The sequence below is a fragment of the Vogesella amnigena genome, from assembly GCF_042648905.1.
GTDB lineage: Bacteria > Pseudomonadota > Gammaproteobacteria > Burkholderiales > Chromobacteriaceae > Vogesella > Vogesella amnigena.
Genome location: NZ_JBHRYH010000017.1, coordinates 37230 through 64226, shown reverse-complemented (window position 1 = coordinate 64226; position 26997 = coordinate 37230). Strand labels below are relative to the sequence as shown.

General features: G+C 65.3%; 26 protein-coding genes, 3 tRNA genes and 1 pseudogene. 19 read left to right on the top strand and 11 right to left on the bottom strand.

Translation table 11 applies throughout. From position 1 onward, the window contains the following. Positions 1-99 precede the first annotated feature (99 nt). From ACFOKJ_RS07600 to ACFOKJ_RS07575, 6 genes and pseudogenes are all read left to right on the top strand, one after another. Positions 100-1410: pseudogene (locus tag ACFOKJ_RS07600) on the top strand (D-amino acid dehydrogenase); the annotation flags it as partial. A gap of 133 nt (positions 1411-1543) precedes the next feature. After that, positions 1544-2611, top strand: a complete 1068-nt coding sequence (gene alr / locus ACFOKJ_RS07595) for an alanine racemase (RefSeq protein WP_390278072.1) — start codon at positions 1544-1546, stop codon at positions 2609-2611. Positions 2612-2796: 185 nt separating this feature from the next. Beyond that, complete coding sequence (locus ACFOKJ_RS07590; protein WP_390278583.1) at positions 2797-3957, top strand: GGDEF domain-containing protein; 1161 nt, start codon at positions 2797-2799, stop codon at positions 3955-3957. Positions 3958-4146: 189 nt separating this feature from the next. Then, entirely contained in the window at positions 4147-4854 is a 708-nt protein-coding gene (locus ACFOKJ_RS07585; protein WP_390278071.1) for a GAF domain-containing protein, read from the top strand. An 89-nt stretch (positions 4855-4943) separates the two neighbouring features. Next, positions 4944-5549 carry a GTP cyclohydrolase II gene (gene ribA, locus ACFOKJ_RS07580; RefSeq protein ID WP_390278069.1) on the top strand — a complete coding sequence of 202 codons (606 nt, stop codon included), beginning with the start codon at positions 4944-4946 and terminating at the stop codon, positions 5547-5549. A 41-nt stretch (positions 5550-5590) separates the two neighbouring features. Beyond that, the gene (locus tag ACFOKJ_RS07575) at positions 5591-6112 is read left to right on the top strand and encodes a hypothetical protein (protein WP_390278067.1); all 522 of its coding nucleotides are present in this window, start codon (positions 5591-5593) and stop codon (positions 6110-6112) included. 227 nt (positions 6113-6339) lie between these two features. Here the strand turns inward: ACFOKJ_RS07575 and ACFOKJ_RS07570 are convergent. From ACFOKJ_RS07570 to ACFOKJ_RS07535, 8 genes are all read right to left on the bottom strand, one after another. Beyond that, a tRNA-Ala gene (locus ACFOKJ_RS07570) sits at positions 6340-6415 on the bottom strand. A gap of 4 nt (positions 6416-6419) precedes the next feature. After that, positions 6420-6495 (bottom strand) — tRNA-Glu (locus tag ACFOKJ_RS07565). A gap of 2 nt (positions 6496-6497) precedes the next feature. Beyond that, positions 6498-6573 (bottom strand) — tRNA-Ala (locus tag ACFOKJ_RS07560). 150 nt (positions 6574-6723) lie between these two features. After that, on the bottom strand, positions 6724-7680 hold the full coding sequence (locus tag ACFOKJ_RS07555) for an AraC family transcriptional regulator (protein ID WP_390278065.1): 957 nt from the start codon (positions 7678-7680) through the stop codon (positions 6724-6726). 118 nt (positions 7681-7798) lie between these two features. Beyond that, positions 7799-9883, bottom strand: coding sequence for a caprolactamase subunit alpha (gene capA / locus ACFOKJ_RS07550; RefSeq protein WP_390278063.1), 2085 nt, complete (start codon positions 9881-9883; stop codon positions 7799-7801). After that, positions 9880-11664 (bottom strand): caprolactamase subunit beta, encoded by a 1785-nt coding sequence (gene capB / locus ACFOKJ_RS07545; protein WP_390278061.1) that lies wholly within the window; start codon positions 11662-11664, stop codon positions 9880-9882. Before capB ends, capA begins: the two co-directional genes overlap by 4 nt. A 509-nt stretch (positions 11665-12173) precedes the next feature. Next, positions 12174-13514: a purine-cytosine permease family protein gene (locus tag ACFOKJ_RS07540; protein ID WP_390278059.1), complete on the bottom strand. Its 1341-nt coding sequence runs from the start codon at positions 13512-13514 to the stop codon at positions 12174-12176. 244 nt (positions 13515-13758) lie between these two features. Then, on the bottom strand, positions 13759-14640 hold the full coding sequence (locus ACFOKJ_RS07535; protein ID WP_390278057.1) for a hypothetical protein: 882 nt from the start codon (positions 14638-14640) through the stop codon (positions 13759-13761). 131 nt (positions 14641-14771) lie between these two features. Here ACFOKJ_RS07535 and ACFOKJ_RS07530 point away from each other — a divergent pair, with 131 nt between their 5' ends. The 3 genes from ACFOKJ_RS07530 to ACFOKJ_RS07520 are packed head-to-tail and all read left to right on the top strand — an operon-like array spanning position 14772 to position 16661. Continuing rightward, a complete protein-coding gene (locus ACFOKJ_RS07530; protein WP_390278055.1) occupies positions 14772-15200 on the top strand; it encodes a hemerythrin domain-containing protein in 429 nt (142 codons plus the stop codon). Continuing rightward, positions 15187-15402 (top strand): DUF2249 domain-containing protein, encoded by a 216-nt coding sequence (locus ACFOKJ_RS07525; protein ID WP_390278053.1) that lies wholly within the window; start codon positions 15187-15189, stop codon positions 15400-15402. The genes ACFOKJ_RS07530 and ACFOKJ_RS07525 overlap by 14 nt, the downstream gene beginning before the upstream one ends. Continuing rightward, positions 15402-16661 carry a hypothetical protein gene (locus ACFOKJ_RS07520; RefSeq protein WP_390278051.1) on the top strand — a complete coding sequence of 420 codons (1260 nt, stop codon included), beginning with the start codon at positions 15402-15404 and terminating at the stop codon, positions 16659-16661. Before ACFOKJ_RS07525 ends, ACFOKJ_RS07520 begins: the two co-directional genes overlap by 1 nt. Positions 16662-16856: 195 nt before the next feature. Here the strand turns inward: ACFOKJ_RS07520 and ACFOKJ_RS07515 are convergent, their stop codons facing one another. The 3 genes from ACFOKJ_RS07515 to cobA form a co-directional block, all read right to left on the bottom strand. Next, positions 16857-17222, bottom strand: coding sequence for a hypothetical protein (locus ACFOKJ_RS07515; protein ID WP_390278049.1), 366 nt, complete (start codon positions 17220-17222; stop codon positions 16857-16859). Between the two features lies 1 nt (position 17223). Continuing rightward, a complete protein-coding gene (locus ACFOKJ_RS07510; RefSeq protein WP_390278047.1) occupies positions 17224-17589 on the bottom strand; it encodes a hypothetical protein in 366 nt (121 codons plus the stop codon). A 399-nt stretch (positions 17590-17988) separates the two neighbouring features. Continuing rightward, positions 17989-18783, bottom strand: coding sequence for a uroporphyrinogen-III C-methyltransferase (cobA, locus tag ACFOKJ_RS07505; RefSeq protein WP_390278045.1), 795 nt, complete (start codon positions 18781-18783; stop codon positions 17989-17991). 148 nt (positions 18784-18931) lie between these two features. On the opposite strand from cobA, the gene ACFOKJ_RS07500 reads away from it, so the two are divergent. The 10 genes from ACFOKJ_RS07500 to ACFOKJ_RS07455 all read left to right on the top strand — a co-directional run bounded on the left by ACFOKJ_RS07500 (position 18932) and on the right by ACFOKJ_RS07455 (position 26920). Further along, on the top strand, positions 18932-19357 hold the full coding sequence (locus ACFOKJ_RS07500; protein ID WP_390278043.1) for a c-type cytochrome: 426 nt from the start codon (positions 18932-18934) through the stop codon (positions 19355-19357). 40 nt (positions 19358-19397) lie between these two features. After that, positions 19398-20831, top strand: coding sequence for a cbb3-type cytochrome c oxidase subunit I (locus ACFOKJ_RS07495; RefSeq protein ID WP_390278041.1), 1434 nt, complete (start codon positions 19398-19400; stop codon positions 20829-20831). 96 nt (positions 20832-20927) lie between these two features. Then, entirely contained in the window at positions 20928-21512 is a 585-nt protein-coding gene (locus tag ACFOKJ_RS07490; RefSeq protein WP_390278039.1) for a cytochrome c oxidase subunit 3, read from the top strand. A gap of 107 nt (positions 21513-21619) precedes the next feature. Next, entirely contained in the window at positions 21620-22264 is a 645-nt protein-coding gene (gene yfcF, locus ACFOKJ_RS07485) for a glutathione transferase (RefSeq protein WP_390278037.1), read from the top strand. Continuing rightward, the gene (locus tag ACFOKJ_RS07480; RefSeq protein WP_390278034.1) at positions 22261-22659 is read left to right on the top strand and encodes a VOC family protein; all 399 of its coding nucleotides are present in this window, start codon (positions 22261-22263) and stop codon (positions 22657-22659) included. The genes yfcF and ACFOKJ_RS07480 overlap by 4 nt, the downstream gene beginning before the upstream one ends. A 156-nt stretch (positions 22660-22815) precedes the next feature. Then, a complete protein-coding gene (locus tag ACFOKJ_RS07475) occupies positions 22816-23070 on the top strand; it encodes a cytochrome C oxidase subunit IV family protein (protein WP_390278032.1) in 255 nt (84 codons plus the stop codon). A gap of 8 nt (positions 23071-23078) precedes the next feature. Further along, on the top strand, positions 23079-23888 hold the full coding sequence (locus ACFOKJ_RS07470) for a CbbQ/NirQ/NorQ/GpvN family protein (RefSeq protein ID WP_390278030.1): 810 nt from the start codon (positions 23079-23081) through the stop codon (positions 23886-23888). A 1-nt stretch (position 23889) separates the two neighbouring features. Then, the gene (locus tag ACFOKJ_RS07465) at positions 23890-24267 is read left to right on the top strand and encodes a hypothetical protein (protein ID WP_390278028.1); all 378 of its coding nucleotides are present in this window, start codon (positions 23890-23892) and stop codon (positions 24265-24267) included. A gap of 16 nt (positions 24268-24283) precedes the next feature. Then, positions 24284-26101, top strand: coding sequence for a nitric oxide reductase activation protein NorD (locus ACFOKJ_RS07460; RefSeq protein WP_390278026.1), 1818 nt, complete (start codon positions 24284-24286; stop codon positions 26099-26101). A 606-nt stretch (positions 26102-26707) separates the two neighbouring features. Further along, a complete protein-coding gene (locus ACFOKJ_RS07455; protein ID WP_390278025.1) occupies positions 26708-26920 on the top strand; it encodes a DUF3079 domain-containing protein in 213 nt (70 codons plus the stop codon). Positions 26921-26997: the final 77 nt, after the last annotated feature.

Genomic DNA, 26997 nt, shown 5'->3' with positions numbered 1-26997 from the left:
ATCTCTCAATATACTACGCAAAATCACTGATCGCCGTCTAGACGGCAAACACACACAGCAAGCAAGCGGGGTTGCCCGCGGAGAAAGGTCCCGGAGGAGCGCATGAAAGTCATCGTATTGGGTGGTGGTGTCGTTGGTATTTCCACTGCATGGTATCTGGCCAAGGCCGGTGTGGATGTGACCGTGGTCGAGCGTCAACCGGGCCCGGCACTGGAAACCAGCTTTGCCAACGCCGGCCAGATCTCTCCGGGCTACGCCGCACCGTGGGCCGCGCCGGGCATTCCGATGAAAGCGCTCAAGTGGCTGTTCCAGAAACACGCGCCGCTGGCAATTCGCGTGGATGGTAGCACCTACCAGTGGGAGTGGATGGCGCGCATGTTCGCCAACTGCAATCACAAGGATTACAACGTCAACAAGGGCCGCATGATGCGCCTGGCCGAGTACAGCCGTGACAAGATCCGCGAGCTGGTGGCCGAGACCGGCATCAACTTCGAAGGCCGCAACGGTGGCACCCTGCAGCTGTTCCGCAGCCAGCAGCAGGTGGACGCCATGGGCAAGGACATCGAGGTGCTGAAGGAATGCGGCGTGGAATACCAGGTGCTGGACGCCGATGGCTGTGCCCGCATCGAGCCGGCGCTGGCCAAGACCAAGCACAAGCTCAAGGGCGGTCTGCGCCTGCCGAACGACGATACCGGTGACTGCCAGCTGTTCACCACTCTGCTGGCCGACATGTGTGCCGAGCTGGGGGTGAAGTTCCTGTGGGGCAAGAGCATCGACGGTATTGAAACCTATGGCGACAAGGTGACCGGCGTGCGCGTGGAAGGCGAGATGCTGACTGCCGACCACTATGTGGTGGCTACCGGCAGCTACTCGCGTGACATGGTGAAGACCCTGGGCATCAATATCCCGGTCTACCCGGTGAAGGGCTACTCGCTGACCGTGCCTATCACCAATGCCAAGGGTGCGCCGACCTCCACCGTGCTGGATGAAACCTACAAGATCGCCATTACCCGCTTTGATGACCGCATCCGCGTTGGCGGCATGGCCGAGCTGGCCGGCTTCGACCTGAGCCTGAACCCGAAGCGTCGCGCCACGCTGGAAATGGTGGTAACCGATCTGTATCCGGATGGCGGCGATGTGTCCCGCGCCGAGTTCTGGACTGGCCTGCGTCCGATGACCCCGGATGGCACCCCGATCATCGGCGGCACCCGCTTTGCCAACCTGTCGCTGAATACCGGCCACGGTACCCTGGGCTGGACCATGTGTGCCGGCTCCGGCAAAGTGCTGGCTGACCAGATCGTCGGCGCCCGCCCGGAAATCAGCGTGGACGGTTTGTCCATGCAGCGTTATGCCAAGCCGGGCCAGACCCTGGTGGTGCCGATGCAGACCCCGGCAATGGCCAAGGCCTGATCCCGTACTGAGTTCCTGCCCCGCAGCAAGGTCATATGTTTGCGGCCAGCCCCTGGTGGCTGGCTGCACGGTGGCCCGCCCTGTGCGGCGGGATTTTTCTTGTCCGTTACCAACCGATTCCAAGAAGCCAGCTATGCGTCCCCTGATTGCCCATGTTCGTCTGGACCACTTCCGTCATAACTATCTGCTGGCACGCCAGCGCCACGGCGGCCGTGCGCTGGCGGTGGTGAAGGCCAATGCCTACGGTCACGGCGCGGTGCGCTGTGCGCAGGCGGTGGCCGATATTGCCGACGGCTTTGCCGTGGCCTGCCTGGAAGAGGCGCTGCAGCTGCGCGCCGGCGGCATCACCGGCCCCATCCTGCTGCTGGAAGGCGTGTTCGAGGCGGCCGAGCTGGCCGAGGTGCAGGCGCACGACCTGTGGCTGGTGGTGCAGAGCCGCGAGCAGCTGGAGATGCTGTTGGCCGCACCGGCCGACAAGCCGTACCGCGTGTGGCTGAAGATGGACTCCGGCATGCATCGCGCCGGTTTCTTTCCGGCCGATTATGCCGCCGCCTACCAGCGCCTGCTGCAGAGCGGCAAGGTGGATGCCATCGTGAAGATGACCCACTTCGCTCGTGCCGATGAGCCGGGTTGCGATGCCACCGACGCGCAAATTGCCGCCTTCAATGCCGCCACCGCTGGCCTGGAGGGCGACGTGAGCGTGGCCAACTCCGCCGGCATCATGATCCACGAGCGTGCGCACCGTGACTGGGGCCGCCCCGGCATCATGCTGTACGGCTCCTCGCCGCTGCCGGATGGCCACCCGTCCGCCGCCGGGCTCAAGCCGGTGATGCGGCTGTCCACCCGCATCTTCGGCGTGCGCGAGCTGGGAGTGGGTGAGCCGGTGGGCTACGGTGCCAGCTTTGTCACCACGCGGCCAACTCGTGTCGGCCTGATGGCTTGCGGCTATGCCGACGGCTACCCGCGGCTGGCCTCTACCGGCAGCCCGGTGCTGATTGACGGGGCGAACAGCCAGGTAATCGGCCGTGTATCCATGGATATGATGACCGTGGATCTTACCGACCTGCCACAGGCCGGCGTGGGCAGTGAAGTGGAGCTGTGGGGCGATACCATCAGCGTGAACGACGTGGCGGCCAAGGCCGGCACCATCAGCTACGAGCTGCTGTGCAATGTGAAGCGCGCCCATTTTGTGTACGGTTGATACAACATTTTTCATGCTGCAACGGCATCACTTCCTGTGATGCCGTTTTTGTTTGTGCTTGAGTGCCCGGAGGTTGATCTGCGGCAAACCCTTTATCCGGTAAGCATGTCGATAATTCCCGCCACTTAATCGAGGGATGGCCGATGAGCAGTTTGTCCAGCCAGTTGTGGCATAAGTTGGTGGGAATGTTGCCTGGCGAGATCAATGACAGCGAGGCTGGTTGGTTGCTGTCGCCGCAGGGGCATATGCCGCTGATGAACGGGCGTCGTGCGCGCATCATTGTTAATCGCGTGCGGCTGGTGGCCTGTCTGTTTGGTGTGCTCACCCCGCTGTGGATCGTGGTGGATCTGCTGGCGTTGCCGTGGCGGCTTAGCCTGCAGCTGGCGGTGCTGCGGCTGATCGCGTCGGCCGCGTTCTTCCTGCTCTACCGTCATTACCGTGCCAGTGCCACGCTGATGCAGGCCTGGGCCGGCATGGCCTGCCTGTTTGCCATTCCGTCACTGTTCTACGTGATATCGCATCTGCTGTTGCTGAACCACAACCTGGAAGGCATCTCTGCCGCCATCGGTACCGGCTATGCTTTCCTGCCGTTCGTGCTGCTGGCCGGCCTGGCGATTTTCCCGCTGTCGCTGGCCGAATGCATCGGCTTTGCCGTGCCGGCGCTGTCCGCCCACCTGCTGGGTGGCATGCTGGAATGGACTACCGTGGATTGGCCGTCGTTCTGGGGGAGCTTCTGGCTGCAGGTGCTGATCGCCGGGGTGTCGGCGCTGGCCTGTACCAGCCAGCTGGCATTCATGATCGCGCTGGTGCAGCAGGCGGTGCGTGATCCGCTTACCGGCGCCTTCTCGCGTCGCAGCGGCGAGGAAGTGCTGGAGCTGCAGGCCACGCTGGCGCTGCGTTGCCAGAGCCCGCTGTGCGTGGCCTTCATCGACATCGATCACTTCAAGAGCATCAACGACAAGTTCGGCCACCATGTCGGTGACCAGGCGCTGAAAGGCCTGGCCGAGCGGGTGGGGGGCGAGCTGCGCAAGGGCGATGTGCTGGTGCGCTGGGGCGGCGAGGAGTTCCTGCTGCTGTTGCCCAATACCACCTCGGCCCAGGCAATGCGGGCGCTGGCGCGGCTGCGCCGCTGCGGTCTGGGCATGCGCCCGGATGGCGAGCCGATCACCGCCAGCATCGGCGTGGCCGAATGGTTCGAGGATGGCAGTTATGACTGGCGGCAGCTGCTCAAACTGGCCGATGCCCGCATGTACCAGGCCAAGCAGAATGGCCGCAACCGGCTAGTTGGCCGCAATGTCGAGCACCACGCCTGGCTGGAGGAAGAGCCTTTGCTGCAGTCGGTGTGAGGCGGCCGGCGGCGGCCGCTTGCGTTTTTTGCCTGTTTTCAACAGCCAGCCTGTGCCGATGCGGCGCACGCTGGCTGTTGTGCATGGTGGCGGCGCGATTTTTGCAGCGCTTGCGCCCGGTATGGCTGGAGTCCGGCGGCCAAAACGGGCGATAATACCCGACTAAATTACTTTGCCGGAGTGTCCCCGATGTCTCGTGCCGCAAACTACCTGGAACAAGCCGGGCTGGAGCTTTCCGCCGCCAGCCTGCAGCAGGCCGTTGCCGTGCTGGAAACCGCGTTGGCGCAGCCGGCCGCGCCGCGCAGCGAGGATGAACTGTTCAGTTACCGGGTGCCCAAGCTGGGCGAGGGCGGCAGCTGCTCGCTGGTGGATGAGCTGGAGGAAGCGCCGTACGAACTGTCGCCGTGGCTGGGTGGGCGCAGCGCCGAGGCTGCCGGCAAATTGCGGCAGCTGGATGCGCTGCTGCAGGCCACCCTGCGGCTGGTGCCGGCCGACTGGCTGGGGGTGTACTGCCGTTTCGAGCGCGATGGCGAGCCGCGACTGGTCAAGCTGGCCTATCGCGGCCTGCCCAGTCGTGCCGAGTTTCCTCTGAGCGAAGACTTTGCGCAGTTCAGTAACAATAGCCGCGTAGGCTTGAGTGGCAGGGGTGCGGTAATCGCGGACGTGGCTGCCTGGCGGCGGGCCGGCGGTGCCTACTATGAATGCGACCCCAAGGTGCAGAGCGAAGTCTGCCTGCCGGTGCTGGCGGCGGATGGCCGCGTGCTGGGCATTCTGGATGCGGAAGATGGCAGGGCCGGATTTTTTGATGAATACAAGCAAACGGTGCTGGCTGCGTTGGCGCTGTCCCTGGCGCAACCCTTTGCCGTGCTTGCGGCCAACCCTGTTGAAAATTTCTGATAAAACCTGCAAATCTTTGCGCTTTGTAGGTGCGGCAGCGCTGGCTACCATGCAGTAGCTGTCATCGATATGAATAAGCGGAGCAGATTTTGAGTCAAAGCAATGAGGCCCCACGCGTCGAGCTGGTGGCCAGCTGCCAGTTGCCGACCCCGTTCGGCGTGTTCGACATGCATGGTTTCGAGGAAGAAGGCGGCCGCGAGCACGTGGCGCTGACCCTGGGCGAGCTGCAGGGCGAGGCGCCGCTGGCGCGCGTGCACTCCGAGTGCCTGACCGGCGATGCGCTGTTTTCGCTGCGTTGCGACTGCGGTTTCCAGTTGGAGGCGGCGCTGGAAGCCATCGCCCGCGAGGGGCGCGGCGTACTGTTGTACCTGCGTCAGGAGGGGCGTGGCATCGGCCTCTTGAACAAGATTCGCGCCTACAAGCTGCAGGACGGCGGCGCCGATACCGTGGAGGCCAACGAGCAACTGGGCTTTCCGGCCGATATGCGCGATTTCCGCATTGCGCGCGAAATGCTGGCGCTGCTCAACGTGCCGGCAGTGCGCATCATGACCAACAACCCGCGCAAGGTTGCCACGCTGGAGCAGGCCGGCATCAATGTGGTGGAGCGCGTGCCGCTGCAGGTTGGCCGCAACGAGTACAACGATCATTACCTGAATACCAAGCAGTCCAAGCTGGGGCATCTGTTCGGCTTTTGAACTAGAGGTGTTCTGGAGCCTGCTTGTCTGGGGGTGTCTGCATGATACGTATCGATCCGGTGGGCGAATCCGAAGCCATCCATACCCGCTTGCCGCATGCGCCAGTGCCGCGTCACGTGCTGCCGCATGCGGTGGCCGAGGCGGCTGGCGAGTTTCAGGCCAGCCTGCTGGCGCAGCATGCGCTGCAACTGGACCCGGACGGAGCGCAGCGCCAGGCGGCCACGCCGGAGCAACTGGCGGCGCAGCTGGCGCAGTTGCTGGCCCTGCTGCAGGAGCGCATCGACGACTTGAAGGAGCGGGCGCTGCTGGCCGGTGGCAAGCCGGCGCACGGCCTGTTTGCCGAGCTGGAGCAGGTGGGCGAGGTGCTGGCGCGGCTGGTGGGCCTGTGGCCGCAACTGGCGCAGAGCTTGCCGCAGCAGCAACAGGAGGCCAGGGTGCGGCTGCGGCTGATGTTTGGCGGTTGTCATTTCCTGCTGCGGGTGCTGCAGCATAGCGCCGAGCAGGATGACTGGCAGCGGTTGGCGGGCAGCCTGGCGGATAGTGAGCAGCAGCTGCTGGCCTGAATAGGGTGGATGGCTTGGGGTGGGTCGCGTAGGGCGCTTGCTGGGATGCCGCTGGGCTTTGCAACGCAAGCTGCGCCAATGTCCGCACTACGGGAATGTCAGGTGGTGGGCGGAAGCGAGGCAGAAATGAAAAAACCGACCATAAAGGTCGGTTTTTTTTCGGGCTGCAGACAGTAGTGCTGTGCGCAGAAAAAAACCGATCACAAGGATCGGTTTTTTTCTTTATCTGGTGGAGGTAAACGGGATCGAACCGATGACCTCTTGCATGCCATGCAAGCGCTCTCCCAGCTGAGCTATACCCCCAGATTGGCGTCCCCACGGGGAGTCGAACCCCGGTTATCGCCGTGAAAGGGCGGTGTCCTAGGCCTCTAGACGATGGGGACTGTGGTGGAGGTAAACGGGATCGAACCGATGACCTCTTGCATGCCATGCAAGCGCTCTCCCAGCTGAGCTATACCCCCACAGGTTCTTCGTGTTGCATCGCTGCATCGCGAAGAGGTGCGCACTTTAACGTGCACGATAATTGGCGTCAAGCGTTTTTTTGCAATCTATTTACGATTTTTTGACGCTTTTCAATTTGCAGATTGCAAGTTGCTGATTTTAAATGGCTTTCAGTGCTGAGTACGCAATTGCTGCTCGCGTGCCTCGCGCGGGGTATGGCCGTAGCGCTGCTTGAACACGCGGCAGAAGTGCGACTGGTCGGTAAAGCCCCACTGGTAGGCGATCTGCGCCAGGCTCAGCCGCGGCTGGCGTACCAGCGCCTGGCGTGCGCCTTCCAGCCGCTGTTCGCGCAGCCACTGGCTGAAAGTCTGACCGGTATCGCGGAACAGGTCGTGCAGGTAGCGGGTGGAAATGCGGCAGGCCTGGGCGATCTGCTCCGGGCTTAGCGCGGTATCGGCCAGGTTGCGGCGCACATGCTGCTCGATGCGCTGCAGGTGGGCGGCGCGCACACCGGAGCCCTGCGAGTCCAGTACTGCCGGGCTGTTTTCGGTGCAGGCCACGAACAGCTCCAGCAGCTGCTGCCCCACCAGCGGGTGCAGCACCTCCTGGCCTTGCTCCAGCTGGCTGCCCACCGCATTGACATAGCCGGTGAACAGCGCGCCGATACCGCTGCTGCCGTCGAAGGTCAGCGCGCAAAAGCGCTCCGGGTTGCGCAGGCGGTGGCGCAGCAGCGGGCCGGGGATCTTCAGCACCCACAGATTGTTGTCGCGGCTGTGGCTGAATTCGTATGGGTCCAGGCTGCGTTCCAGCAGGAAGTGGCCGGGGGCGCAGTGCGCATCGCGCCCCATCTGGCTGAAGCGGATATCGCTTTGCCGTGGCAGCGACACCAGAAACTGCTCGTCGCGGCTGTCAGCACTTTCGCCGCTGCTGCGGCGGTAGCGCAGCGGGCTGGAGCTGAGGCGCGACAGCGACAATTCGCCCAGGCTCCAGCGGGTGAGGCAGGCCTCGAAGTTGGCCGCATCGCGAAAATCCAGCTGCAGGTCGAAATAGGTGCTACGAATCACATCCTGCCAGCTGCGCATGCGCTCGATCGGGCCGGCACCGGCCGTGCTGTAGTGCTGCTTCATGCTTGTCTCCTCTGGTATCGCGTTGCGGATCGCTCCGCCCGTCGTCATGGCAACGGGTTCGTCAACGCGGCAGCCGGCACGGGGCCGGCTGCGGTCTTTCTGTTTAAATCATCATCGGCTATTCGGCCCAGCGCGTCAGTTTATATGTGCCGGAAGTGTGCAATTCCGCCTGCCAGCCGGGACGAATCACCACAGTGGTGGTAGGCTCCTCGATGGCGGCGGGGCCGACGATGCGGCTGCCGGCCAGCAGTTGCTCGCCGCGGTACACTGGGGTTTCCACCCAGCGGCCGCTATCGTCGAACAGCATCGGGCGGAAGCCGTCGTGCGCGTCGCGGATGCTGTCGGCGTCCTGTGCCAGGCTGGGCAGCGCCGGCTTGTCCACCAGGCCGGTGAGGGTGCATTCCAGGTTCACCAGTTCCACCGGGTTGTGCGGTTCGCTGTAGGTGAACAGCGCCTCGTGGCGGGCATGGAAGGCGGCCAGGATGGCGTCCACGCTGGCAGCGCCAAGTTCGCCGCCGGCAATGTCCACCGTGCATTCGTGAATCTGCCCCATGTAGCGCATTTCCACGCTGCGGTGCACGCGGATGTCGGCGGCATCGAAGCCGTCGTCCAGCAGCAGCTGGCGGCCGCGCTGTTCCATGTCGGCGAACAGCCGGTTCAGCTCGGCCAGGTCCGCCTCGCGGTGCAGGCGCATCGGCGCACTGGCCAGGAAGTTGTACTTCACGTCCGAGATCACCTGGCCGAAGGCGCACAGGCAGGAGGCGGATTTGGGCACCAGCACGGTTTCCACGCCCAGCTCCTCGGCCAGCGCGGTGATGTGCATGCCGGTGGCGCCGCCGGCGCAGATCAGCGCGAAGTCGCGCGGGTCGTAGCCCTGCTCGATGGAGATACGGCGGATGCCGTTGGCCATGTTCATGTTCACCAGCGTGTTGATGCCGAAGGCGGCCTTCTCCACGCTGATGCCCAGCGGCTCGGCCACGTTGGCCGCAATCGCGCTGCGTGCCTTGTCCTGGTCCAGGCGGATGGTGCCGCCCAGCACCGCGTTCGGCCGCAGATAGCCCAGCGCCAGGTTGCCGTCGGTCACGGTGGCCTGCTCGCCGCCCTTGCCGTAGCAGGCCGGGCCAGGGGTGGCGCCGGCGCTGTGCGGGCCCACTTCCAGCATGCCGAAGGTATTGATGTGGGCGATGGAGCCGCCGCCGGCGCCCAGCGTTTCCACGTGGATCATCGGCACGCCGATGCGGTGACGCAGGAAGTCGAAGTTGCGGTTCAGCTGCGTCTGGCCGCCCTTGGCCAGGGTGATGTCGAACGAGGTGCCGCCCATGTCCACGGTGATCACGTTGTCGATGCCGAACGGTTTGGCGATATACAGCCCGGCCTGCGGCGCCGAGGCCGGGCCGGAGTTGATGGCGTTCACCGCGCGTTCGCGCATCACCGTGCCCAGCGCCAGGCCGCCGTTGCTCTGGTAGTAGCGCACCGGGGCGCGGGCGCCGTGCTCGGCAAAGAACTGGTCGATGCGCTGCACGTAGCGGCCCATCACCGGGCTGAGGTAGGCGTTCACCACCGTGGTGGAGGTGCGGGTGTACTCGCGCACCTGCGGGTAGACCTCGCTGCCGCAGCACACGAACACGCCGGGCAGGTGCTGCTCCACCAGCTCGCGGGCGCGGCGCTCGTGCGCCTGGTTGCGCACCGACCACACGAAGCTGATCGCCACGCTCTGCACCTGCTCGGCGCGGAACACCTCGATGGCGGCCAGGATGTCGTCTTCGTTCAGCGGCTCGTGCACGCTGCCATCGGACAGCACGCGGCCACGCACCGCGCGGCGCAGCTGGCGCGGCACCAGCTGCGGTGCCGGCGGGTAGCTGGCGTCGTAGCGGTAGCCTTCTTCCTTGTGGCCAAGGCGGATCTCGATGCTGTCCTCGTGGCCGGCGGTGCACAGCAGGCCCACTTTCACGCCCTTGAGCTCGATCAGCGCGTTCAGCGCCACGGTGGTGCCGTTGATGCACAGGTCGCAGTTCTGCACGATCTGGCTGGCGGACATGTCCAGCGCCTCGGCCATCTGCTGCAGGCCGGCGGCAATGGCGCGGGTGCCGTCGTCCGGAGTGGACGGGCTCTTGAACAGGCGCAGCGGGCCGTCTTTTTCTGCCAGTACGAAGTCGGTGAAGGTGCCGCCGGCGTCTACGCCCAGTCGGAATCGCTGTTTCATGCCTGTACTCCCTGTTGGTTCATGCGCTGGCGGGCAGCGGCGGTGGCGGCGGCATCCACATGTTGGCCGCAGCTGTCGAGAATCACGCCGTATTCGGTGGCGGCGGCGTCGATGGACACCAGGCCGTTACACACGTCGCGCAGCACTTCTTCGGCCGGGCGCTGCCACGGCAGGCCATAGCCGCCGCCACCCGGGTTCACATTGCGGGCGCGCTCGCCCGGCTGGATGGTGGTGATCACGTTCTGGCGGTGCACGATGTGCTCGCCCGGCTTGTCGATTTCCAGCCGGCCCAGCTTGCGCTCCGGCAGCGCGTCCACCGCGCCGGCGGCGCCCATGGTGCCGATCTGGCGGCCTTCGCCGAAGGCGATGATGGTCATCTCGTGGCCGATCGGTTCCACCTCCCACACCGTGCCGCTGCCGCCGCGGTAGCGCCCGGCGCCGCCGCTGTCTTCCTGCAGGCCGTAGCGGTGGATGATGATGGGGTAGGCATATTCCAGCAGCTCGATGTCACCGGAGCTGAGCGCGCCGAAGCAGCACAGCGGGCCGCAGGCGTGCCAGCCGTCCATGTAGCGGGTGGCGCCGGCGCCGGAGATGATGGAGGCCAGCACCATGGTCACGTATTGCTCGCCGGTGGCCGGGTTGATGCCGGCGATATTGATGCCGCTGGCGTGGCCCCAGGAGGCGGTGACGCGCTCCGGTGCGGCGGCCTCGAACGCCATGCGCACCGCGTCGGTAAGCGTTTCCATCGGCGTGGTGGTGCAGTTCACATGCGGCGCCGGTTCCATCGCATTGCAAAGCGTGCCCTTGGGCCCCAGGTCCACGCTCACGCAGCGGTACAGGCCTTCGTTGTACGGCGGCGGCACCTGGGCAAACATCATCAGCCCCAGGTAGATGCCGGACATGGAGTTGCCTGCGTAGGAGTTGATGAAGTAGGGCACTTGCGGCGGGCTCTCGACGCGGATGTGCACGGTGTCGTCCTTCACCGTGGCGGTGGTGCGGATGGTGAGTGCGCCCAGGCCGTGGCCGGCGTCTTCCAGCACTGCTTCGCCGTGGTAGCTGCCATCGGGAATCGAGCGGATCAGCGAGCGCATGTGGCGGTCGGCCATGTCCTTCAGCTCGGCAATGGCAGCGCGCACCGTGTCCACGCCGTATTTGTCCAGCAGCGCGATCAGGTTGCGTTCGCCCACGCGGCAGGCGCCGAACTGGGCGTTCAGGTCGCCTTCCTGGTCGCGGCGGGCGCGCATGTTCGACAGCAGCAGGTTCACCACGTCGTCACGGCGGCGGCCCTGGTCCCACAGCTTCACCGGTGGGATGCGCAGGCCTTCGGCGTAGATTTCCTTGGCTGCCGGGTTGTAGCCGGCCGGCACCGGGCCGCCGATGTCGGTGAGGTGACCCTTGCACACCGTCCAGAACACCAGCTCGCCCTGGTAGAACACCGGCTTGTACATGCAGCAGTCCAGGATGTGGCTGCCCTGGTAGGCCGGGTCGTTGTGGTAGATCACGTCGCCTTCGTGGATGTCGTCGCCAAAGAAGCCGGCTACGGCTTTCATTGCCGGAATCAGCGAACCCAGGTGGATGGGGATGTCCTGGCCCTGCAGGATCATCTCCGGCAGATGGTCGAACAGCGCATTGCTGTAGTCGTGCGCCAGGTTGAACACGCTGGAGCGGCCGGTTTTTTCCAGCGTCAGCGTCATTTCCCGCTGCGTGGTTTCCAGCGCGCCGCGTATCACGGCCAGGGTGATCGGGTCTACCCGGCCGGCGTGGTGAGGGGCTTGCGTCATGGTGCGTCTCCGTATGTCCGGCGGCCTGCAAGGGGTAGCTCGAAAAACACCAGCTTTCGTTGCGATACTGCGTTGCTCACAAAAAATTCCTCCTTACATATCAAACATATGCGTCGTCGGAATTTTTCATTCGCGCCTGGTCTCGCTTGGAAATCCGGGTTTTTCGAGGCCACCCAAGGTTGGCCGCAAGGGGCTGGTCCGGTGCTGCTGCACCGGCCTGTGTCTGTACCTTATGCCCTTGCCGCGCACGGCTCTTGCACCACAGTGCAGGATGCTTGGCCTGTGGGTGCACAGCCATGGCGGACAAAAACACCCACCCGTAGCCCGGATAAGCGAAGCGCATCCGGGGGCGCTTCAAGCCACTGTCACGATGACTTTCGGGGCAGCTCACGCCGCCGCCCTCGGCTTCCCGGATGCGCCAGCGGCTTCTCTGGGCTACATGTGGCAGCCAGGCTTGGCCGCAAAAAAACGCCCCGCACGAGGCGGGGCCAATGAGGAGTGAGCGAACGTTATGGTGCCCGGTTGAACGCTGTTTCACCGGCAGGGGCACCGCGCTGCAGGTAGCGGTACAGCAGGAATGACACGATAAAGGTAGCCGGGGCGGAGAAGCCGGCCAGCATGCCGCCGACTTCCATCAGCGCAATGCCGACACCGGTGGCCACGAACCAGCTGGTAATGCCCTCGCGGCGGATAGCCGGCGTGCTGTCATCCACGCTGGCGCCCAGTCCCAGCAGGATGTGCGCCAGGGCAATGCCCACCCAGGCCACCACGAAAATGCCCTGGTAGGCCAGCGCCTGCAGAATCACGCTGAACACATTGCCCAGCATCAGCAGGTAGACGATGCCGCCCACCACCACGCCCCAGGCCACCTTGGGCAGGCGGATGCCGAAAGCGCGGTCGAAGAAGCTCTGCATGTTCACCGTGGCCAGGTAGAAGTTGGCGGTGTTGATGCGCGTCTGGCTCACCCACACGAAGGCCAGACCGGCAAAGCCCATCAGCTTGAGCAGTGCCAGCACTACCGATACCTCGCTCACCCCGCCGCTGGTGGGGATGCTGCTGGCCAGAAAGATGCCGGCCATGCCGTTGATCAGGAAGGTGAACAGGTAGAACGGCAGGCCGAAGTTGAGCCGGGCGTGGTAGTCGCTGTCCTCTGTCTTGCCGAAGCGGGCGTAGTCCCAGGTGTACATCATCAGGATCCACACCCCCATGAAGTAAGTGAAGCAGCTCCACCAGCCATCCGCCGGCGCGCCACCGGCCGGCGCCAGCTGCAGCCAGGCATGGCTGTAGCCGAACTCGCTGATGGTAAGAACCACCGCTGCGGCCAACCCCAGCAGGTAGAACGGCAGCAGCACGCCGTTGAGCTTGTCTAGCCAGCGCTGTACCGAGCCGAATACCAGCGGCACGCTGTACACCACCACCAGCAGGTAGGCCTGCTCAATGCTGAGCGAGGGGAAGTAGTTCTGGATCGCCACCGCGATCACCGAGCCTTCGAACACCGCGTAGTAGATGGCGGTGGCAAAGAAGATCAGCGTGGCCAGCGCCGAGCCGGACTGGCCGAACAGCGTGCGCGAGAACAGCGCCACCGACAGCCCGCTCCTGATGGCGTAGCGGCTGATCACCGCGTTGATCACGCTGTAGCAGATGGCCGACAGCGCCAGGCCGATCAGCGTGTTCACCGTGCCGTAGTTCAGCGCCAGCGTGGCGGATACCACCAGCCAGAACATGGCGCTGCACACCGACCACCAGGCCATGCTCAGGCCCAGCCGCCCCATGCGGGCTTCGGCCGGAACCGGCCCGCGGGTAAAGTCCGGGTCGCTGTGCGCCCCGCTTTCATTGATGATGCTTGCCATGATGTCTCTCCCTTATGGTTGGACACCACGAAAAACTCCTGCTTTCGTTGCGATACGGCGTTGCTTACGATTGTGTCTCCTGACATATCAAACATATGCTGCGTCGACATTTTTCGTTCGCGCCTTGTCTCGCTTGGAAATCAGGGCTTTTCGCGGCGCCCGATTGTGTCAGCCTTCAGGCTGTCACCATCGTAGGAAGCGGCAGGGTGGCCAGATAGCACGCCAGCGCAGGGTTTATAGACTGTTACTGCATAGCCGGCGCGCGCCATTCTTGGCGGGCCTTGTGCAACAGCGCCGGCCAGCTGGCGGCCCAGCAGCACTGGTGGCCAAAGCCGGCTTGTATGCTTACCGGCGGGCGCTGTGACGGCGGAAAACGCTGCACAAACGGCGCTACTGCCAGCATGCCGGTCTGGCTGTCGTCCGCACCGACAAAATGCAGCTGCGGCACTCGCAATAATTGCGCCCAGCTATCCGCCGCATTCAGCGAGCCGCGCAGCGGCGTCAGCGCCAGCTGGCTGGTCCACGCCGCGTGGTCCAGATTGCCGGCCACCGTGATCAGCCCCGCCACATCGCTGCGGCGTGCCGCCAGCAGCGCCGCCACCGCCGCGCCACCGGAATAGCCCACCAGTACCAGCTGTCGCGCCTGAAAGCGCTGCTTCAGCTGCTCCAGCGCCTGGTTGCTGGCGGTAACCAGCTCCGGCGCAAAGCGTTGCTGCGTCCAGTAGCGTTGGCCGCATTCGGGGTTGGCCGCCAGCAGGTACTGGCAGGGGCGGGCCAGGTAGGCGGCGGGGCCGTCGTCCTGCAGCGCCAGCTGTAGCGCCAGCGGGGTAATCGGCGTCGGGTCGGACGACGGGGTATCGCGATTCAGCCAGGCCAGACCATCGCCCTCGATATACACCGTCAACCGTTCGGCAGCCGGCGGGGCGGGCGGCAGCATCGCCTGCAGCACAAAGTTGCCGGTATGCAGCGGCTGCGCCACCCAGCCGTGGCTGGCGGCCAGCTGCGTGGCGCTGGCGCTGCGCTGACCGGCATCGGGAATGCTGACGCAGGAAGACAGCATCAGGCCGGCAAGCAGCGGCAGTAGCAGGGCGTGGCGTGGCGGCATGGTGGCAGGCGAGGCGGGCAAAGATGCGATCTTACGGCCAGCCCGCCGCCGGCGAAAGCCGCCGCCAGCGGTGATCCGCTTGACCGGCATCATGTCTGCTAGCGGCTGGCGCACCGCACAATGTCTGCAGCCAGATACCAGTGGGGGCAGACATGACAGTTACCGACAGCTTTACCCGGGTGCATCGCCGCTGCGATGACCAGTTCGTGGCCGTGGAGCAGGCACTGCGCGCCGGCGACTGGCCACTGGTGCAGGCCGGCTGCGCACAGTTCTGCGCCGCCATGGCGCAGCACCTGTATGAGGAGGAACAGCTGCTGTTTCCGGCATTCGAGGCGGCTACCGGCATCACGCAGGGGCCGACTGCGGTGATGCGCAGCGAGCATGCCGAGATGCGTTTGCTGATGGACGAGATGCAGCAGGCTGCAGCGCAGCAGGACGGCGACAGCCTGGCCGGCGCCGCCGACACGCTGCTATTGTTGATGCAGCAGCACAACCTGAAAGAGGAGAACATCTTGTACCCGATGTGCGATCGCGCCGGCCTGGCGGCGCTGCTGGCGGAGCACGGTCATGAGCCCGCGTGACCTGCGCGGCCTGGTGCCGCCCGAACCGATGGAAATCATTCTGGATGCCGTGGACGAGGCGCAAAGCGGTCAGCGGCTGTCCTTTGTGCTACCACACTTTCCCGGCCCCTTGTTGCCGATGCTGCGTGACCGCATGGTGCGTTTTGACAGCGAAATGCTGCCCGACATGAGCGGCGTGATCTTCCACGTGGACATTCCCTGATGCAGGCGATACCCAGTTACGACAGCGCACCGCCACTCGACCTGCCGGTGCGTTTTTTCATCTCCGCCCTGCTGTGGCTGCTGCTGCTGGCCGGTGCCTGGCATGACGCCGCAGACGGCAGCTACCCGTCGCCCGCGCTGTGGCTGCCGCTGCACCTGCTTGCTCTGGGCGTGCTGGGCAATGTGATGCTGGGCGCGCTGCTGCAGCTGCTGGCGGTGGTGTCGGCGCTGGGTTTTCCGCGCCCCGGCATCTGGCGCCATGGCTTGTGGGGCAGCTGGCAGCTGGGGTGCGCCGCGCTGTTTGCCGGCCTGGCCCGAGACCTGACGCCCGGCTGGCTGCAGCTGGCAAGCGTTGGCTTCGCCGTGGCCACGCTGCTGCTGGCCATATTGTGGTGGCAGCTGTGGCGCAGCCCGGCGCAGGACAGCAGCAGCCGTGGCCTGCGCTGGGCGCTGGCTGCGCTGATCATCACCCTGGGGCTGGGCATCGCCCAGCTGGGCGTGCTGGCCTGGGGCCAGCCGTGGCCGCTGCTTACCCTGCTGCCGCTGCACCGCTTGGCCGCACAGGGCTGGGTGTGGCTGCTGCTGGTGGCCGTGGCGCAGGTGATTCTGCCCATGTTCCTGCTTACCCCGGCCTTGCCCGGCTGGTGGCAGCGCTGGGCCTCGCCGGCCTGGGGCAGCCTGCTGCTGCTGGCCGGTGCGCTATCGCTGCTGTGGCCGGACAGCGGCTGGTGGTGGCTGGCGGCCTTGCCGCTGCCGCTGCTTGGCTGGGTATGGGCCACGGCGCTACGCGGCAGCCGCCGGCCGCAGGAATGGCTGCCACGCTACTGGCAGCTGGCGCTGGGGCTGTTGCTGGCGCTGGGCGTGGCCTTTGTCGCCGGGCAGTGGCTGGATGTGCCGGCGCTGCGCCGGCTGCAGGGTTGGCTGCTGCTGGGCGGCGTGGCCTTCTCGCTGTGCGTGGGCATGCTGTACCGCATCGTGCCGTTCCTGCTGTGGCTGCAGCTGCGCCGCGGGGTAAAGCCGCAGCAGAAAGTGCCATCGCTGCAGGTGCTGCTGCCGGAGGTCAGGGCGCGGCAGGGCTGGAGGCTGCTGTGTCTGTGGCAGCTATGTGGCGTGATCTGGAGCCTGTGGCCGGCGCTGTGGTGGCTGCCGGCAATCAGTGGCAGCGTGTTGGCCATTGCGCTGTGCGCCCACTACCTGGCGGCCTGGCAGCGCTGGCGGCAGGGCACGCAGCCGGTGGGGAAGGTGGTACAGGCGGGCTAGGTGCGCGATCTGTAGGGCGGAAGCCCGCAAAGCGGGCGTTCCGCCGCCGTGTGACGTGGTGGCCGCTGGATGGCCGCAGTGCCGTAGGTTGGGCTGAATGAAATGAAGCCCAACGGTTGTTGCGGCAGTTCAGTCGAGTCAAAACTGTCTCGCTGCTACGCGGTAAACGTTGGGCTTCGCTGCGCTCAACCCAACCTACTGAGCAGCTGCGTCAGATGTGGTAATGCAGAAGTACAACTCGGCACCCGCTACTTCGGGAGTTGCATGCCATTCGCTCTGCGCCAGCATGATCGTCGCCCGGACTGTGGCAATGGCGTCCTGGGGGCTCATGGCGGATAGATCTATCGTGCCCTGGTGTTGTCGGGAGTGTCCGACCGTACCCTGCGGATAACGCAGCCAGCCTTCCCAGCCCAATACCATCACATTCTGCTGTTGAAAGAGATCAAGCGCACGCATTGCGTCCGGGAAAGTGACGACAAGCTCATTGGCAGCAATGGAGCGCTGCTGGATGTCTGCAAGTCCTGAGATGGTGAGCTGGTGTGAAGTGGGTGATTTGCTCATGTCATCGAACCGTGCAACCCCTTTCCCAAGGGGCCGAGTTTTCTAATTGTTCTACGCTGCGCGCGAAAAAGGTGACGGCACCCGGCGAAGCTTCAAAGTCGGAAACTTCTACGGTGATGTTCTCGAGACCGTCTGCTGAGTGGTCGTAAAACACCATGCCGCGTGTTGGCTGGGGAAAGCCCTCTTCGATTTTCAAGCTGACCGGCTGCCAGAAGCGCAGCGTTACCACCTGCCGGTTTCTCGTTAATGTCATGTCAATAAACGATTGCCCCGCATCATTGCTATCGATGTGGTAGTGAAAGCTGCTTATATCGTACTCATGTGGGCTGGGCAGAATCGGGTGCGGTATTAGTTGTTTCATCGTCATGTAAACGTCGTGACTAATTTGGGGTGGCTAGCGTTTTGATACTGCAAATGAGTCTGGTCGCTGCATACGAGCCGAATTAAACGATAGCTTGTATTTCATGACAAGCGGTAGAGCAGGCGGAAGTAAACGACTGGGGTTGGTCAGGATTGCTGGCTGGCGATGGCTCGCCGTAGTGCCATAGGTCGGGCTGAATGAAATGAAGCCCAACGGTTACCGTGGCAGTTCAGTCGACTCAAAACTGTCTCGCTGCTGCGCGGTAGGCGTTGGGCCTCGCTACGTTCGACGCCAACCTGCATGGTTTCGTAAATATCTACGTTTTATCTCCCACGTTGGCCGCGCGCCCCTCGGCGCTGCGACCAACCTTCTTCTGCTGTCTAAGGTAGGGCCCCGGATACGGCGCTAATCCACCAGGCATCCCTCCGCTTGCCGCTGCCAGCTGGCCGCCAGCGCCACCACTTTCCCTATCACCAGCAATGCCGGCGGTTGCGGGCAGTCCCGTGCCACGCAGTCGGCCAGGGTGGCCAGCGTGCAGCGCAGCACCCGCTGTCGGGGCGTGGTGGCCTGTTCGATGATGGCTACCGGGGTGCTGCCGCTGCGGCCGTTTGCCTGCAGCGCGCTGGCGATACTCGCCGCTTCGCCCAGGCCCATGTACACCACCACAGTCTGTTCGCTGCCGCTGTGCGCCGCCCAGTCCAGGCCGCTGGCGCCGTCGCGGCGGTGGCCGGTGACCAGGCTTACGCCCTGCGCGCAGTCGCGGTGAGTCAGCGGGATGCCGGCTGCCGCCGCGGCGCCCACGGCGGCGGTGATGCCGGGCACCACTTCCACTTCGATGCCGGCTGCCAGCAGTGCGGCCAACTCTTCGCCCCCGCGGCCGAACAGCAGTGGGTCGCCACCCTTGAGCCGTACCACGCGCCAGCCGGCCTGCGCCTCGCGCAGCAGTAGCTGGTTGATGTCCTGCTGCGGCAGGGTGTGGCGGCTGGCGCGCTTGCCCACGCAGACCAGCCGCGCGCGCTTGTTGACCAGTGCCAGTATCTCTTCGGCCACCAGCAGGTCGTACAGCACCACGTCGGCTTCGGCCAGGCGGCGCAGCGCCTTGAGGGTGAGCAGGTCCGGGTCGCCGGGGCCGGCACCCACCAGGCTTACCTGGCCGGCGCGCAGCGGCGCGGGGTGGGGGAATGGCAGGGCGGGTGTCATGTGGTCTTCCTCGGTGATGAGCATGGCGCCAGTGTGGGAGGGCGGTGACCGGAAATCGTTGACTGCCGTCAATGCTATCCGGATGGGTGGAAACGTACAGTCCGCACTCAGTTGCCGGGTTGCCGGTGCAGATGACTAGGAGGTTGCGATGAGCACCAGTTTCACCAAATCCACCGCGCGCAATATTTTTTATGGCGGCGCGGTGTTCTTCTTCCTGCTGTTTGTCGCGCTGACGTTCGACACCGTGCAGGCGCTGCCCAAGCGGGACAACCGCGCCAACCTTACCGAGCAGGTGGCGCGCGGCAAGAACCTGTGGGAGACCAACAACTGCATCGGCTGTCACACCCTGCTGGGCGAGGGCGCCTATTTCGCGCCGGAGCTGGGCAATGTCTACCAGCGCCGCGGCCCGGATTTCATCAAGGCCTGGATCAAGGCGCAGCCCACCGGCGTGCCGGGCCGTCGCCAGATGCCGAACTTCCATCTGACCGACGCACAGCTGGACGATCTGGTGGCCTTCCTGAAGTACAGCTCCGAGATCAATACCAACAACTGGCCGCCGAATATCGAAGGCTGATTCCTTCGCACTGGCAGACATTACCCATCAGGAGACGCGCATGACTTCCTCCACTACGGCCACACTGCGCCCCGCCCCGGGGCAGGCTGCGGCCAACGTTCAACTCAAATACCGCTCGCAGGCGGTGGCCAAGCCGTACTTCATGGCTGCCATCGGCCTGTTTGTCGGGCAGATCATCTTTGGCCTGGTGATGGGCCTGCAGTACGTGATCGGCGATTTCCTGTTCCCGGAGATTCCGTTCAACGTGGCGCGCATGGTGCACACCAACCTGCTGATCGTGTGGCTGCTGTTCGGCTTCATGGGGGCGGGTTACTACATGATTCCCGAGGAATCGGAGCGCGAACTGCACAGCCCGAAGCTGGCCATCATTACCTTCTGGGTGTTCCTGATTGCCGGGGCGCTGACCATAGTCGGCTATCTGGCGGTGCCGTATGCCACGCTGGCGCAGATCACCGGCAATGACATATTGCCCACCATGGGGCGGGAGTTCCTGGAGCAGCCCACCATTACCAAGGTCGGCATCGTGCTGGTGGCGTTGTCCTTCCTCTACAACCTGAGTCTCACGGTGCTGAAGGGGCGCAAGACCAGTATCAGCATGGTGATGATGCTGGGGCTGTGGGGGCTGGCGATTTTCTTCCTGTTCTCGTTCTACAACCCGATCAACCTGGTGCTGGACAAGTATTTCTGGTGGTGGGTGGTGCACCTGTGGGTGGAAGGGGTGTGGGAGCTGATCATGGGTGCCATGCTGGCCTTCGTGCTGGTGAAGGTTACCGGTGTTGACCGCGAAGTAGTGGAGAAGTGGCTGTACGTGATCATCGCCATGACGCTGATCACCGGCATCATCGGTACCGGTCACCATTATTTCTGGATTGGCACGCCAAGCTACTGGCAGGTGTTCGGCTCGGCCTTCTCCGCGCTGGAACCGATTCCGTTCTTCATGATGACGCTGTTCTCCTTCAACATGGTGAACAAGCGCCGCCGCGAACACCCGAACAAGGCTGCCGTGCTGTGGGCGCTGGGTACCGGCGTGATGTCATTCCTCGGCGCCGGCGTGTGGGGCTTCCTGCATACCCTGGCCCCGGTGAACTACCTGACCCACGGCACGCAGATCACTGCCAGCCACGGTCACATGGCCTTCTACGGCGCCTACGCCATGGTGGTGATCACCATGATTTCCTACACCATGCCGCTGATGCGTGGCCGCGAGGCCAACAGCAACCGCGCCCAGGTGGTGGAAATGTGGTCGTTCTGGCTGATGACCATCGCCATGGTGTTCATTACCCTGTTCCTCACCGCCGCCGGCATCCTGCAGGTATGGATGCAGCGCATGGGCAGCCAGCCGCTGTCCTTCATGGCGGCGCAGGATCAGATCGCCTTCTTCTACTGGCTGCGCGAGGCCGCCGGGGTGGTGTTCTTTGTCGGCCTGCTGCTGTACATCGTCAGCTTCTTCGTGCGTGGCGATGCACGGGACTGATTCCGCAGTGTGTGTGTAACGCTTGGCGCCCTGAGAGGGGCGCCTTTTTTACGATGCAGTCGTGACGGCGGCGGCACGGTTGCCCGGAGCAAGACAATGCAGACAACAAGGTTGGCCGCCAGTGCGCCGCGCACGGTGCCTGGCGATCTGGCAATGTGGTTTTTCATCCTGGCCGAGCTGGCGGTGTTCGGCTTGTTCTTTGCCGTGTACGGCGTGGTGCGCGCGCGCCAGCCGGCGCTGTTTGCCGCCGGCCAGGCCGGGCTGGCGCGCCTGCCGGCCATCATCAATACCTTGCTGCTGATCGCCGGCAGCGGCGCGGTGGCGGCGGCGGTGCAGGACTTTGCCCATGGCCGGCAGCAGCGCGGACAGCGCTGGCTGCTGGCTACCCTGCTGTGTGGCGCGGCCTTCCTGCTGCTCAAGGGCCACGAGTTTGCCGGCAAGTTTGCTGCCGGCATCACCTTGTCCAGCAACGATTTCTGGATGTTTTACCTGGGCTTGGCCGGCTTTCACTACCTGCACGTGGTGCTGGGCATGGTGATCATTGCCGCGGTGTACCTGCGTGCGCGCCACGGCGCTTACGATGCGGCCAACCATGTCGGCGTGGAAACTGCCGCCGCCTACTGGCACATGGTGGATCTGGTGTGGCTGGTGCTGTTCGCGCTGGTGTATGTGGCGCGTTGACTATTGCTGTGTGGTCTGCAGAACAATGCATTCTGGATGGCTCTGCTGTAGCCATGCGGCGGAACGGGTAAAGTGGCCGCTTTCCCCTGTCTTGCCGAGAGCCCATCATGCCCCAGCCCTACCTGCTGTATGTCGACAGCCAGTACCTGAGCCCGTATGCGATGTCTGCCTTCGTGACGCTCACCGAAAAACAGCTGCCGTTCGCCTTGCGTACCGTGGACCTGGAAAGCGGCGCCAACCGGCAGCCGGCCTATGCCACGCTCACCGGCATGCAGCGGGTTCCGCTGCTGGTGGACGGCGAGTTCCATCTGGCTGAATCCTCCGCCATCAGCGAATACCTGGAGGACTGCCACCCGGAAGTGGCGGTGTATCCGGCGCAGCCGCAACAGCGGGCACAGGCGCGGCAGGTGCAGGCCTGGCTGCGCAGCGATCTGTTGCCGCTGCGCGAACAGCGCACCACCGAGGTAGTGTTCCGTCGGCCGGCCACCGCCCCGCTGGATGCCGCCGGACAGCAGGCCGCCGCCAAGCTGGTGGCGGTAGCTTCCAGCCTGCTGGCGCACGGTGGCGAGCAGCTGTTTGGCGACTGGTGCATTGCCGATGCCGATCTGGCGCTGATGCTGCAGCGCCTGCTGCGTAGCGACTACCCGCTGCCACAGCAACTGGCGGACTATGCCGAGCGCCAGTGGCAGCGGCCATCGCTGCAGGCCTGGCGCCAGCTGGGCGATGCAGCCGGCGCGGGAGTGTCGCCATGAAGCAGAGCCTGGGGCTGGTATCGCTGCTGGTGCGCGACTACGACGAGGCGCTGGCGTTTTTTGTCGGCAAGCTGGGCTTCGTGTTGCAGGAAGACAGCCATATTGCCGAACAGTCCAAGCGCTGGGTGGTGGTGTCGCCACCGGGCGCCAGCGAGTCGCGGCTGCTGCTGGCACGGGCCTCGTCCGACGAGCAACTGTCGCGGGTCGGGGCGCAAACCGGCGGACGGGTCTTCCTGTTCCTGTATACCGACGACTTCGCCCGCGATTACGCCCGCTACCAGGCGGCCGGCATCGAGTTTGTCCGCCCGCCCCGGCAGGAAGACTACGGCACGGTAGCCGTGTTCAAGGACCTGTACGGCAATCTGTGGGATCTGCTGCAACCGGCCGCCGGCTGAAGCGGGCCTGCGTGGCAACACCCAGGCGCTAAACCGCAGCCGCCCGGCCAGGTCTTTGCATCTGCAGCCTTGCCATACCCCCCCCGCCCGCGCCCGCGGGCTTTTTCTTGCCTGCAGTCAAGGTTGGCCGCAGGGCTGCTGCGGCATGCTTGGCGCATGATTTTCCCCGTTTCCCATCGCGGGCTGTGGCTGACCTGGCTATGGCTTTGCCTGCTCACCCTGCTGCTGGCCTGGCTGGCCGACTGGCATGGCCACGCCGTGGCGGTGCTGGCGCTGACCGGCGCCTGGCTCAAAGGCGTGGCGGTGGTGGAGCAATTCATGGCCTTGCGTCGTGCGCCGCTGTGGCTGCGCGGCAGCGTGCATGGCTGGCTGCTGCTGGTATGCGGCGGCTTGCTGGCCAGTTTCCTGTAGGAGCTTCGATGAATGCCCCCGTTTCGGCTGCGCTTGCGGCCAACCTTCCGTATTACCAGCCGGTAGCCGACGAATGCGCGGTGTTCGAGAGCGCCTGGCGCCAGCAGCTGCCGGTGCTGATCAAGGGCCCCACCGGCTGCGGCAAGACCCGCTTTGTCGCCCATATGGCCGCGCGGCTGGGCCTGCCGCTGTTTACCGTGTCCTGCCATGACGACCTGTCCGCCGCCGACCTGGTAGGCCGCCACCTGATTGCCGCCGGCGAAACCCGCTGGTGCGATGGCCCGCTTACCCGCGCGGTGCGCGCCGGCGGCATCTGCTACCTGGACGAGGTAGTGGAAGCGCGCAAGGACACCACCGTGGTGCTGCACCCGCTTACCGACGACCGTCGCATCCTGCCAATCGAACGCACCGGCGAAGAGCTGGCGGCACCGCCCGGCTTCATGCTGGTGGTGTCCTACAACCCCGGCTACCAGCACGTGCTCAAGACGCTGAAACCCTCCACCCGCCAGCGCTTCGTGGCGCTGAGCTTCGACTTCCCGGCGCCGCAGGTGGAAATGGCGGTGCTGCAGCAGGAGGGCGGGGCGGATGAACGCCTGGCCGCGCGGCTGGTGGCCTTGGCCGGCCAGCTGCGCCGGCTGTCCGGCTACGACCTGGACGAAGGCGTCAGCACCCGGCTGCTGGTGTACGCCGCCAAGCTGATCGCCAGCGGCATGACACCGCTGGCCGCCTGCCGGGTGGCGCTGGTGGAGCCGCTGTCGGACGAGCCGGAAACCATCGCTGCGCTGCTGGCGGTGGTGGCTACCCAGTTCGAGCACTGACATGGACGATACCGAGCGCCAGCGCGCCATCTGCGCCCACGCGCTGTACCTGCTGAACCTGCTGCTGGCGCCGGGAATTGCCTTTGTGGCGCTGTGGTGCTGCCGCCGCCGCTGGCAGCCGCTGGCCGGAGCCGCACTGCGCGAGCACTTGCGCCAGGCCTTCGTGGCGGCGCTGTGGAGCGGCGCGCTGCTGTTGCTGGTCAGCCTGGCGGTGGCGCTGCTGGGCGGGCTGGGCAACAGTGCCACCTGGGTGCTGCTGATCCTGTATTTCACCCTGGTGCACGCTGGCCTGGTGCTGTCCGGCGCCTACGCGCTATCACGGGCCATGGCCGGCTTGCCATGCCGCTACCCGCTGCCCGGCCTGTGGCGGCCACGCTGAACACGGAAACATACTGATGGAAGATATTGTCGGCGGCTGGTGGGACAAACTCATCCGCCGCGCCGCCTACCGCGGCTACCCGCAGGCCGCCGTGGCGCTGGTCGATATGGAAAAGCAGGCGCCGCTGTTCTTTCGCGCCATGGGCGGCGACCCGGCGCTGACGGTGAAAAGCGCGGTGGGTACCGCGCACGGCGCACGCCGCCGGCTGCTGGAGCGCATTGCCGGCAGCAACACCCAGGTGGAACTGGCCTGGCGCGATGGCCAGTCACTCTACCTGCCGGAGAAAATCGACCTGTACCCGGATGCGGCGCTGAACCGCGATCTGTACTTCTGGCTGATGGCGCTGGCGGCGCAGCCGCTGACCGCCGGCGACTGGCTTACGCGCAACCGCCGCGCCGCAGCCGCCTGCCTCACGCAGATGCCCGGCCTCGCCACGCTGTACCGCCGGCTGGTGGCGGCCTTGCTGCCGCTGCGCGACATGCCGCGCGAGCCAGCCGCCGCCGCGCGCGAAGCCGCCATCCGCCAGGCGCTGCAGGCGCCGGAACAGGCCGTGCAGCTGCCGGCTGGCGGCGGCGCGCCGCAGCCGGTGCTGCTGTGGCTGCATCCCGAACCGCCGGGCAGTGTTGCGGCCAACGCTGACGATGGCCAGACACCGGAGGCCAGCGAGGGCGACAGCCGCGACGGCAAGCAGCGCCGCCGCTACCGCGCCCGCCGTGAAACCCCGGACGAGCGCAAGAACGGCATGCTGCTGCAGTTCCGTGCCGAAAGCATCTTCACCTGGGACGACTACGTGAAGGTGAACCGCCACCAGGATGACGATGAGGCCGACGACGGCGCCGCCGCCGAGGACATGGACCGCATTACCGTGGCGCGCGACGGCAAGACCCGCTCCAGCCGCCTCAAGTTCGACCTCGACCTGCCGGCGGCCGCCTACGACGACACCCCGCTGGGCGGCGGCATCCTGCTGCCGGAGTGGGACTGGAAGCGGCAGCGGCTGGTGGCCGACCACTGCCGGCTGCAGCCGATGCTGCCGCGCGATGCGCAGCCGGCCAGCCTGCCGGAGTCGCTGCAGCCGCTGGCGCGGCGCCTGCGCCGCCAGTTCCAGGCGCTGTCGCCGGAGCGCTCGCGCAAGAGCGGCGAAGCCAGCGGGCCGGATATCGACCTCGACCGGGTGATCCGCTTTCTGGCCGAGCAGCACAGCGGCGTGGCAGTGGCCGAGCCGGCCTTGTACCAGGCCTGGCCACCGGGCGGGCGCAGCATGGCCTGCCTGCTGCTGGCCGACCTGTCGCTGTCCACCGAAAGCTGGCTGGGCGAGGCCGGGCAGGTGATCCACGTGATCCGCGACAGCCTGCTGCTGTTTGCCGAAGCGCTGGCCGCCTGCGGCGACAGCTTCGGGTTGTACGGATTTTCCAGCATCCGCCGCAGCGAGGTGCGCTACCTGCTGCTGAAGGATTTTGCCGAGCGCTACGACGACGCCGCGCGCGGCCGCATCCTGGCGATCCGCCCCGGCTACTACACCCGCATGGGCGCCGCCATCCGCCAATCCACGCGCATCCTGCTGGAGCAGCCGGCGCAGCGCCGGCTACTGCTGATCGTGTCCGACGGCAAGCCCAACGACCTGGATCACTACGAAGGCCGCTACGGGGTGGAAGACACTCGCCGCGCGGTGCTGGAGGCGAAGCAGGCCGGGCTGATTCCGTTCTGCGTCACGGTGGACAAGGAGGCCGGCGACTACCTGCCGCACCTGTTCGGCCGCAACGGTTACAGCGTGGTGCACGACGCCCGGCGGCTGCCGCAGGTGCTGACCGGCCTGTACGCGCGGCTGACGGCGTAGACAGGGACCAATCGTAGGGTGGGCAAAGCAAGGCGTGCCCACCAGTGCGTAGGTTGGGCCCGGCGTAGCAAGACCCAACGTTGCCGGGCGTTCCGCCGTCATACGGCCAACCTCGGGAGCCCGGTTCGTAGGTTGGTGTCGAGCGTAGCGAGGCCCAACGTTTACCGCGTGGTTTTGCTTCTTTGGTTTATGGAATCCGCTGCGCGGATGTTGATTTTGGTGCCGGTTCCGCCCGGCGAGCAGGCTAAGGGGGCCACCGCGGCCCCCTTAGCAATCCCCGGCTCCCCGACGGCTGCTCGAAACCCCGTGCAAAACGGCACGCCCCAGGCGCCGCCGAACTCGTCCCTCGCTAACGGCTCGGGACTCAGACAGATCGGCGTCTTAAAACCTGGGGCATACCGTTTTGCACGGCTCGCGCCAACGGGATTGGGGCAAGTTGGTTCGGTTCTGGCTACCCGCAGGGTGAGCAAGACGGTAGCCCGGATAAGCTGCAGGCGCATCCGGGGAGATGCCCACGCTACCGGATGCGCTGCGCTTATCCGGGCTACGGGTACCTGGTACGGCAAGACATGCGGCCAACGTTGGCCGCAAGACAAGGAGGCCACCATGGCCAAGAAATTCCCGATTCACCCGGCGCACCCGGAGCGCGTGTGCTGGGGTTGCGACAAATACTGCCCGGCGGGCTCGCTGCAGTGCGGCAACGGTTCCGGCCGTACCCAGCACCCGGCGGAGGTGCTGGGCGACGACTGGTATCTGCACGGCGACTGGGGTCTGGATATCGAGGACACGCCCCCGGATGGCGGGGCCGGAAAGCGTTGATGCGAATCAATGCTGTCGTCCTGAGCGCGGGCGGAAGATGCGCGCATCGATTCCTTCATAGCGTGGTGGAGAACATC

Coding starts and splice junctions, on each gene's coding strand:
- alr (WP_390278072.1), top strand. CDS start 1,544: ATGCGTCCCCTGATTGCCCATGTTCGTCTGGACCACTTCCGTCATAAC.
- ACFOKJ_RS07590 (WP_390278583.1), top strand. CDS start 2,797: ATGTTGCCTGGCGAGATCAATGACAGCGAGGCTGGTTGGTTGCTGTCG.
- ACFOKJ_RS07585 (WP_390278071.1), top strand. CDS start 4,147: ATGTCTCGTGCCGCAAACTACCTGGAACAAGCCGGGCTGGAGCTTTCC.
- ACFOKJ_RS07575 (WP_390278067.1), top strand. CDS start 5,591: ATGATACGTATCGATCCGGTGGGCGAATCCGAAGCCATCCATACCCGC.
- ACFOKJ_RS07555 (WP_390278065.1), bottom strand. CDS start 7,680: ATGAAGCAGCACTACAGCACGGCCGGTGCCGGCCCGATCGAGCGCATG.
- capA (WP_390278063.1), bottom strand. CDS start 9,883: ATGAAACAGCGATTCCGACTGGGCGTAGACGCCGGCGGCACCTTCACC.
- capB (WP_390278061.1), bottom strand. CDS start 11,664: ATGACGCAAGCCCCTCACCACGCCGGCCGGGTAGACCCGATCACCCTG.
- ACFOKJ_RS07540 (WP_390278059.1), bottom strand. CDS start 13,514: ATGGCAAGCATCATCAATGAAAGCGGGGCGCACAGCGACCCGGACTTT.
- ACFOKJ_RS07530 (WP_390278055.1), top strand. CDS start 14,772: ATGACAGTTACCGACAGCTTTACCCGGGTGCATCGCCGCTGCGATGAC.
- ACFOKJ_RS07525 (WP_390278053.1), top strand. CDS start 15,187: ATGAGCCCGCGTGACCTGCGCGGCCTGGTGCCGCCCGAACCGATGGAA.
- ACFOKJ_RS07520 (WP_390278051.1), top strand. CDS start 15,402: ATGCAGGCGATACCCAGTTACGACAGCGCACCGCCACTCGACCTGCCG.
- ACFOKJ_RS07515 (WP_390278049.1), bottom strand. CDS start 17,222: ATGAGCAAATCACCCACTTCACACCAGCTCACCATCTCAGGACTTGCA.
- ACFOKJ_RS07510 (WP_390278047.1), bottom strand. CDS start 17,589: ATGACGATGAAACAACTAATACCGCACCCGATTCTGCCCAGCCCACAT.
- cobA (WP_390278045.1), bottom strand. CDS start 18,783: ATGACACCCGCCCTGCCATTCCCCCACCCCGCGCCGCTGCGCGCCGGC.
- ACFOKJ_RS07500 (WP_390278043.1), top strand. CDS start 18,932: ATGAGCACCAGTTTCACCAAATCCACCGCGCGCAATATTTTTTATGGC.
- ACFOKJ_RS07495 (WP_390278041.1), top strand. CDS start 19,398: ATGACTTCCTCCACTACGGCCACACTGCGCCCCGCCCCGGGGCAGGCT.
- ACFOKJ_RS07490 (WP_390278039.1), top strand. CDS start 20,928: ATGCAGACAACAAGGTTGGCCGCCAGTGCGCCGCGCACGGTGCCTGGC.
- yfcF (WP_390278037.1), top strand. CDS start 21,620: ATGCCCCAGCCCTACCTGCTGTATGTCGACAGCCAGTACCTGAGCCCG.
- ACFOKJ_RS07480 (WP_390278034.1), top strand. CDS start 22,261: ATGAAGCAGAGCCTGGGGCTGGTATCGCTGCTGGTGCGCGACTACGAC.
- ACFOKJ_RS07475 (WP_390278032.1), top strand. CDS start 22,816: ATGATTTTCCCCGTTTCCCATCGCGGGCTGTGGCTGACCTGGCTATGG.
- ACFOKJ_RS07470 (WP_390278030.1), top strand. CDS start 23,079: ATGAATGCCCCCGTTTCGGCTGCGCTTGCGGCCAACCTTCCGTATTAC.
- ACFOKJ_RS07465 (WP_390278028.1), top strand. CDS start 23,890: ATGGACGATACCGAGCGCCAGCGCGCCATCTGCGCCCACGCGCTGTAC.
- ACFOKJ_RS07460 (WP_390278026.1), top strand. CDS start 24,284: ATGGAAGATATTGTCGGCGGCTGGTGGGACAAACTCATCCGCCGCGCC.
- ACFOKJ_RS07455 (WP_390278025.1), top strand. CDS start 26,708: ATGGCCAAGAAATTCCCGATTCACCCGGCGCACCCGGAGCGCGTGTGC.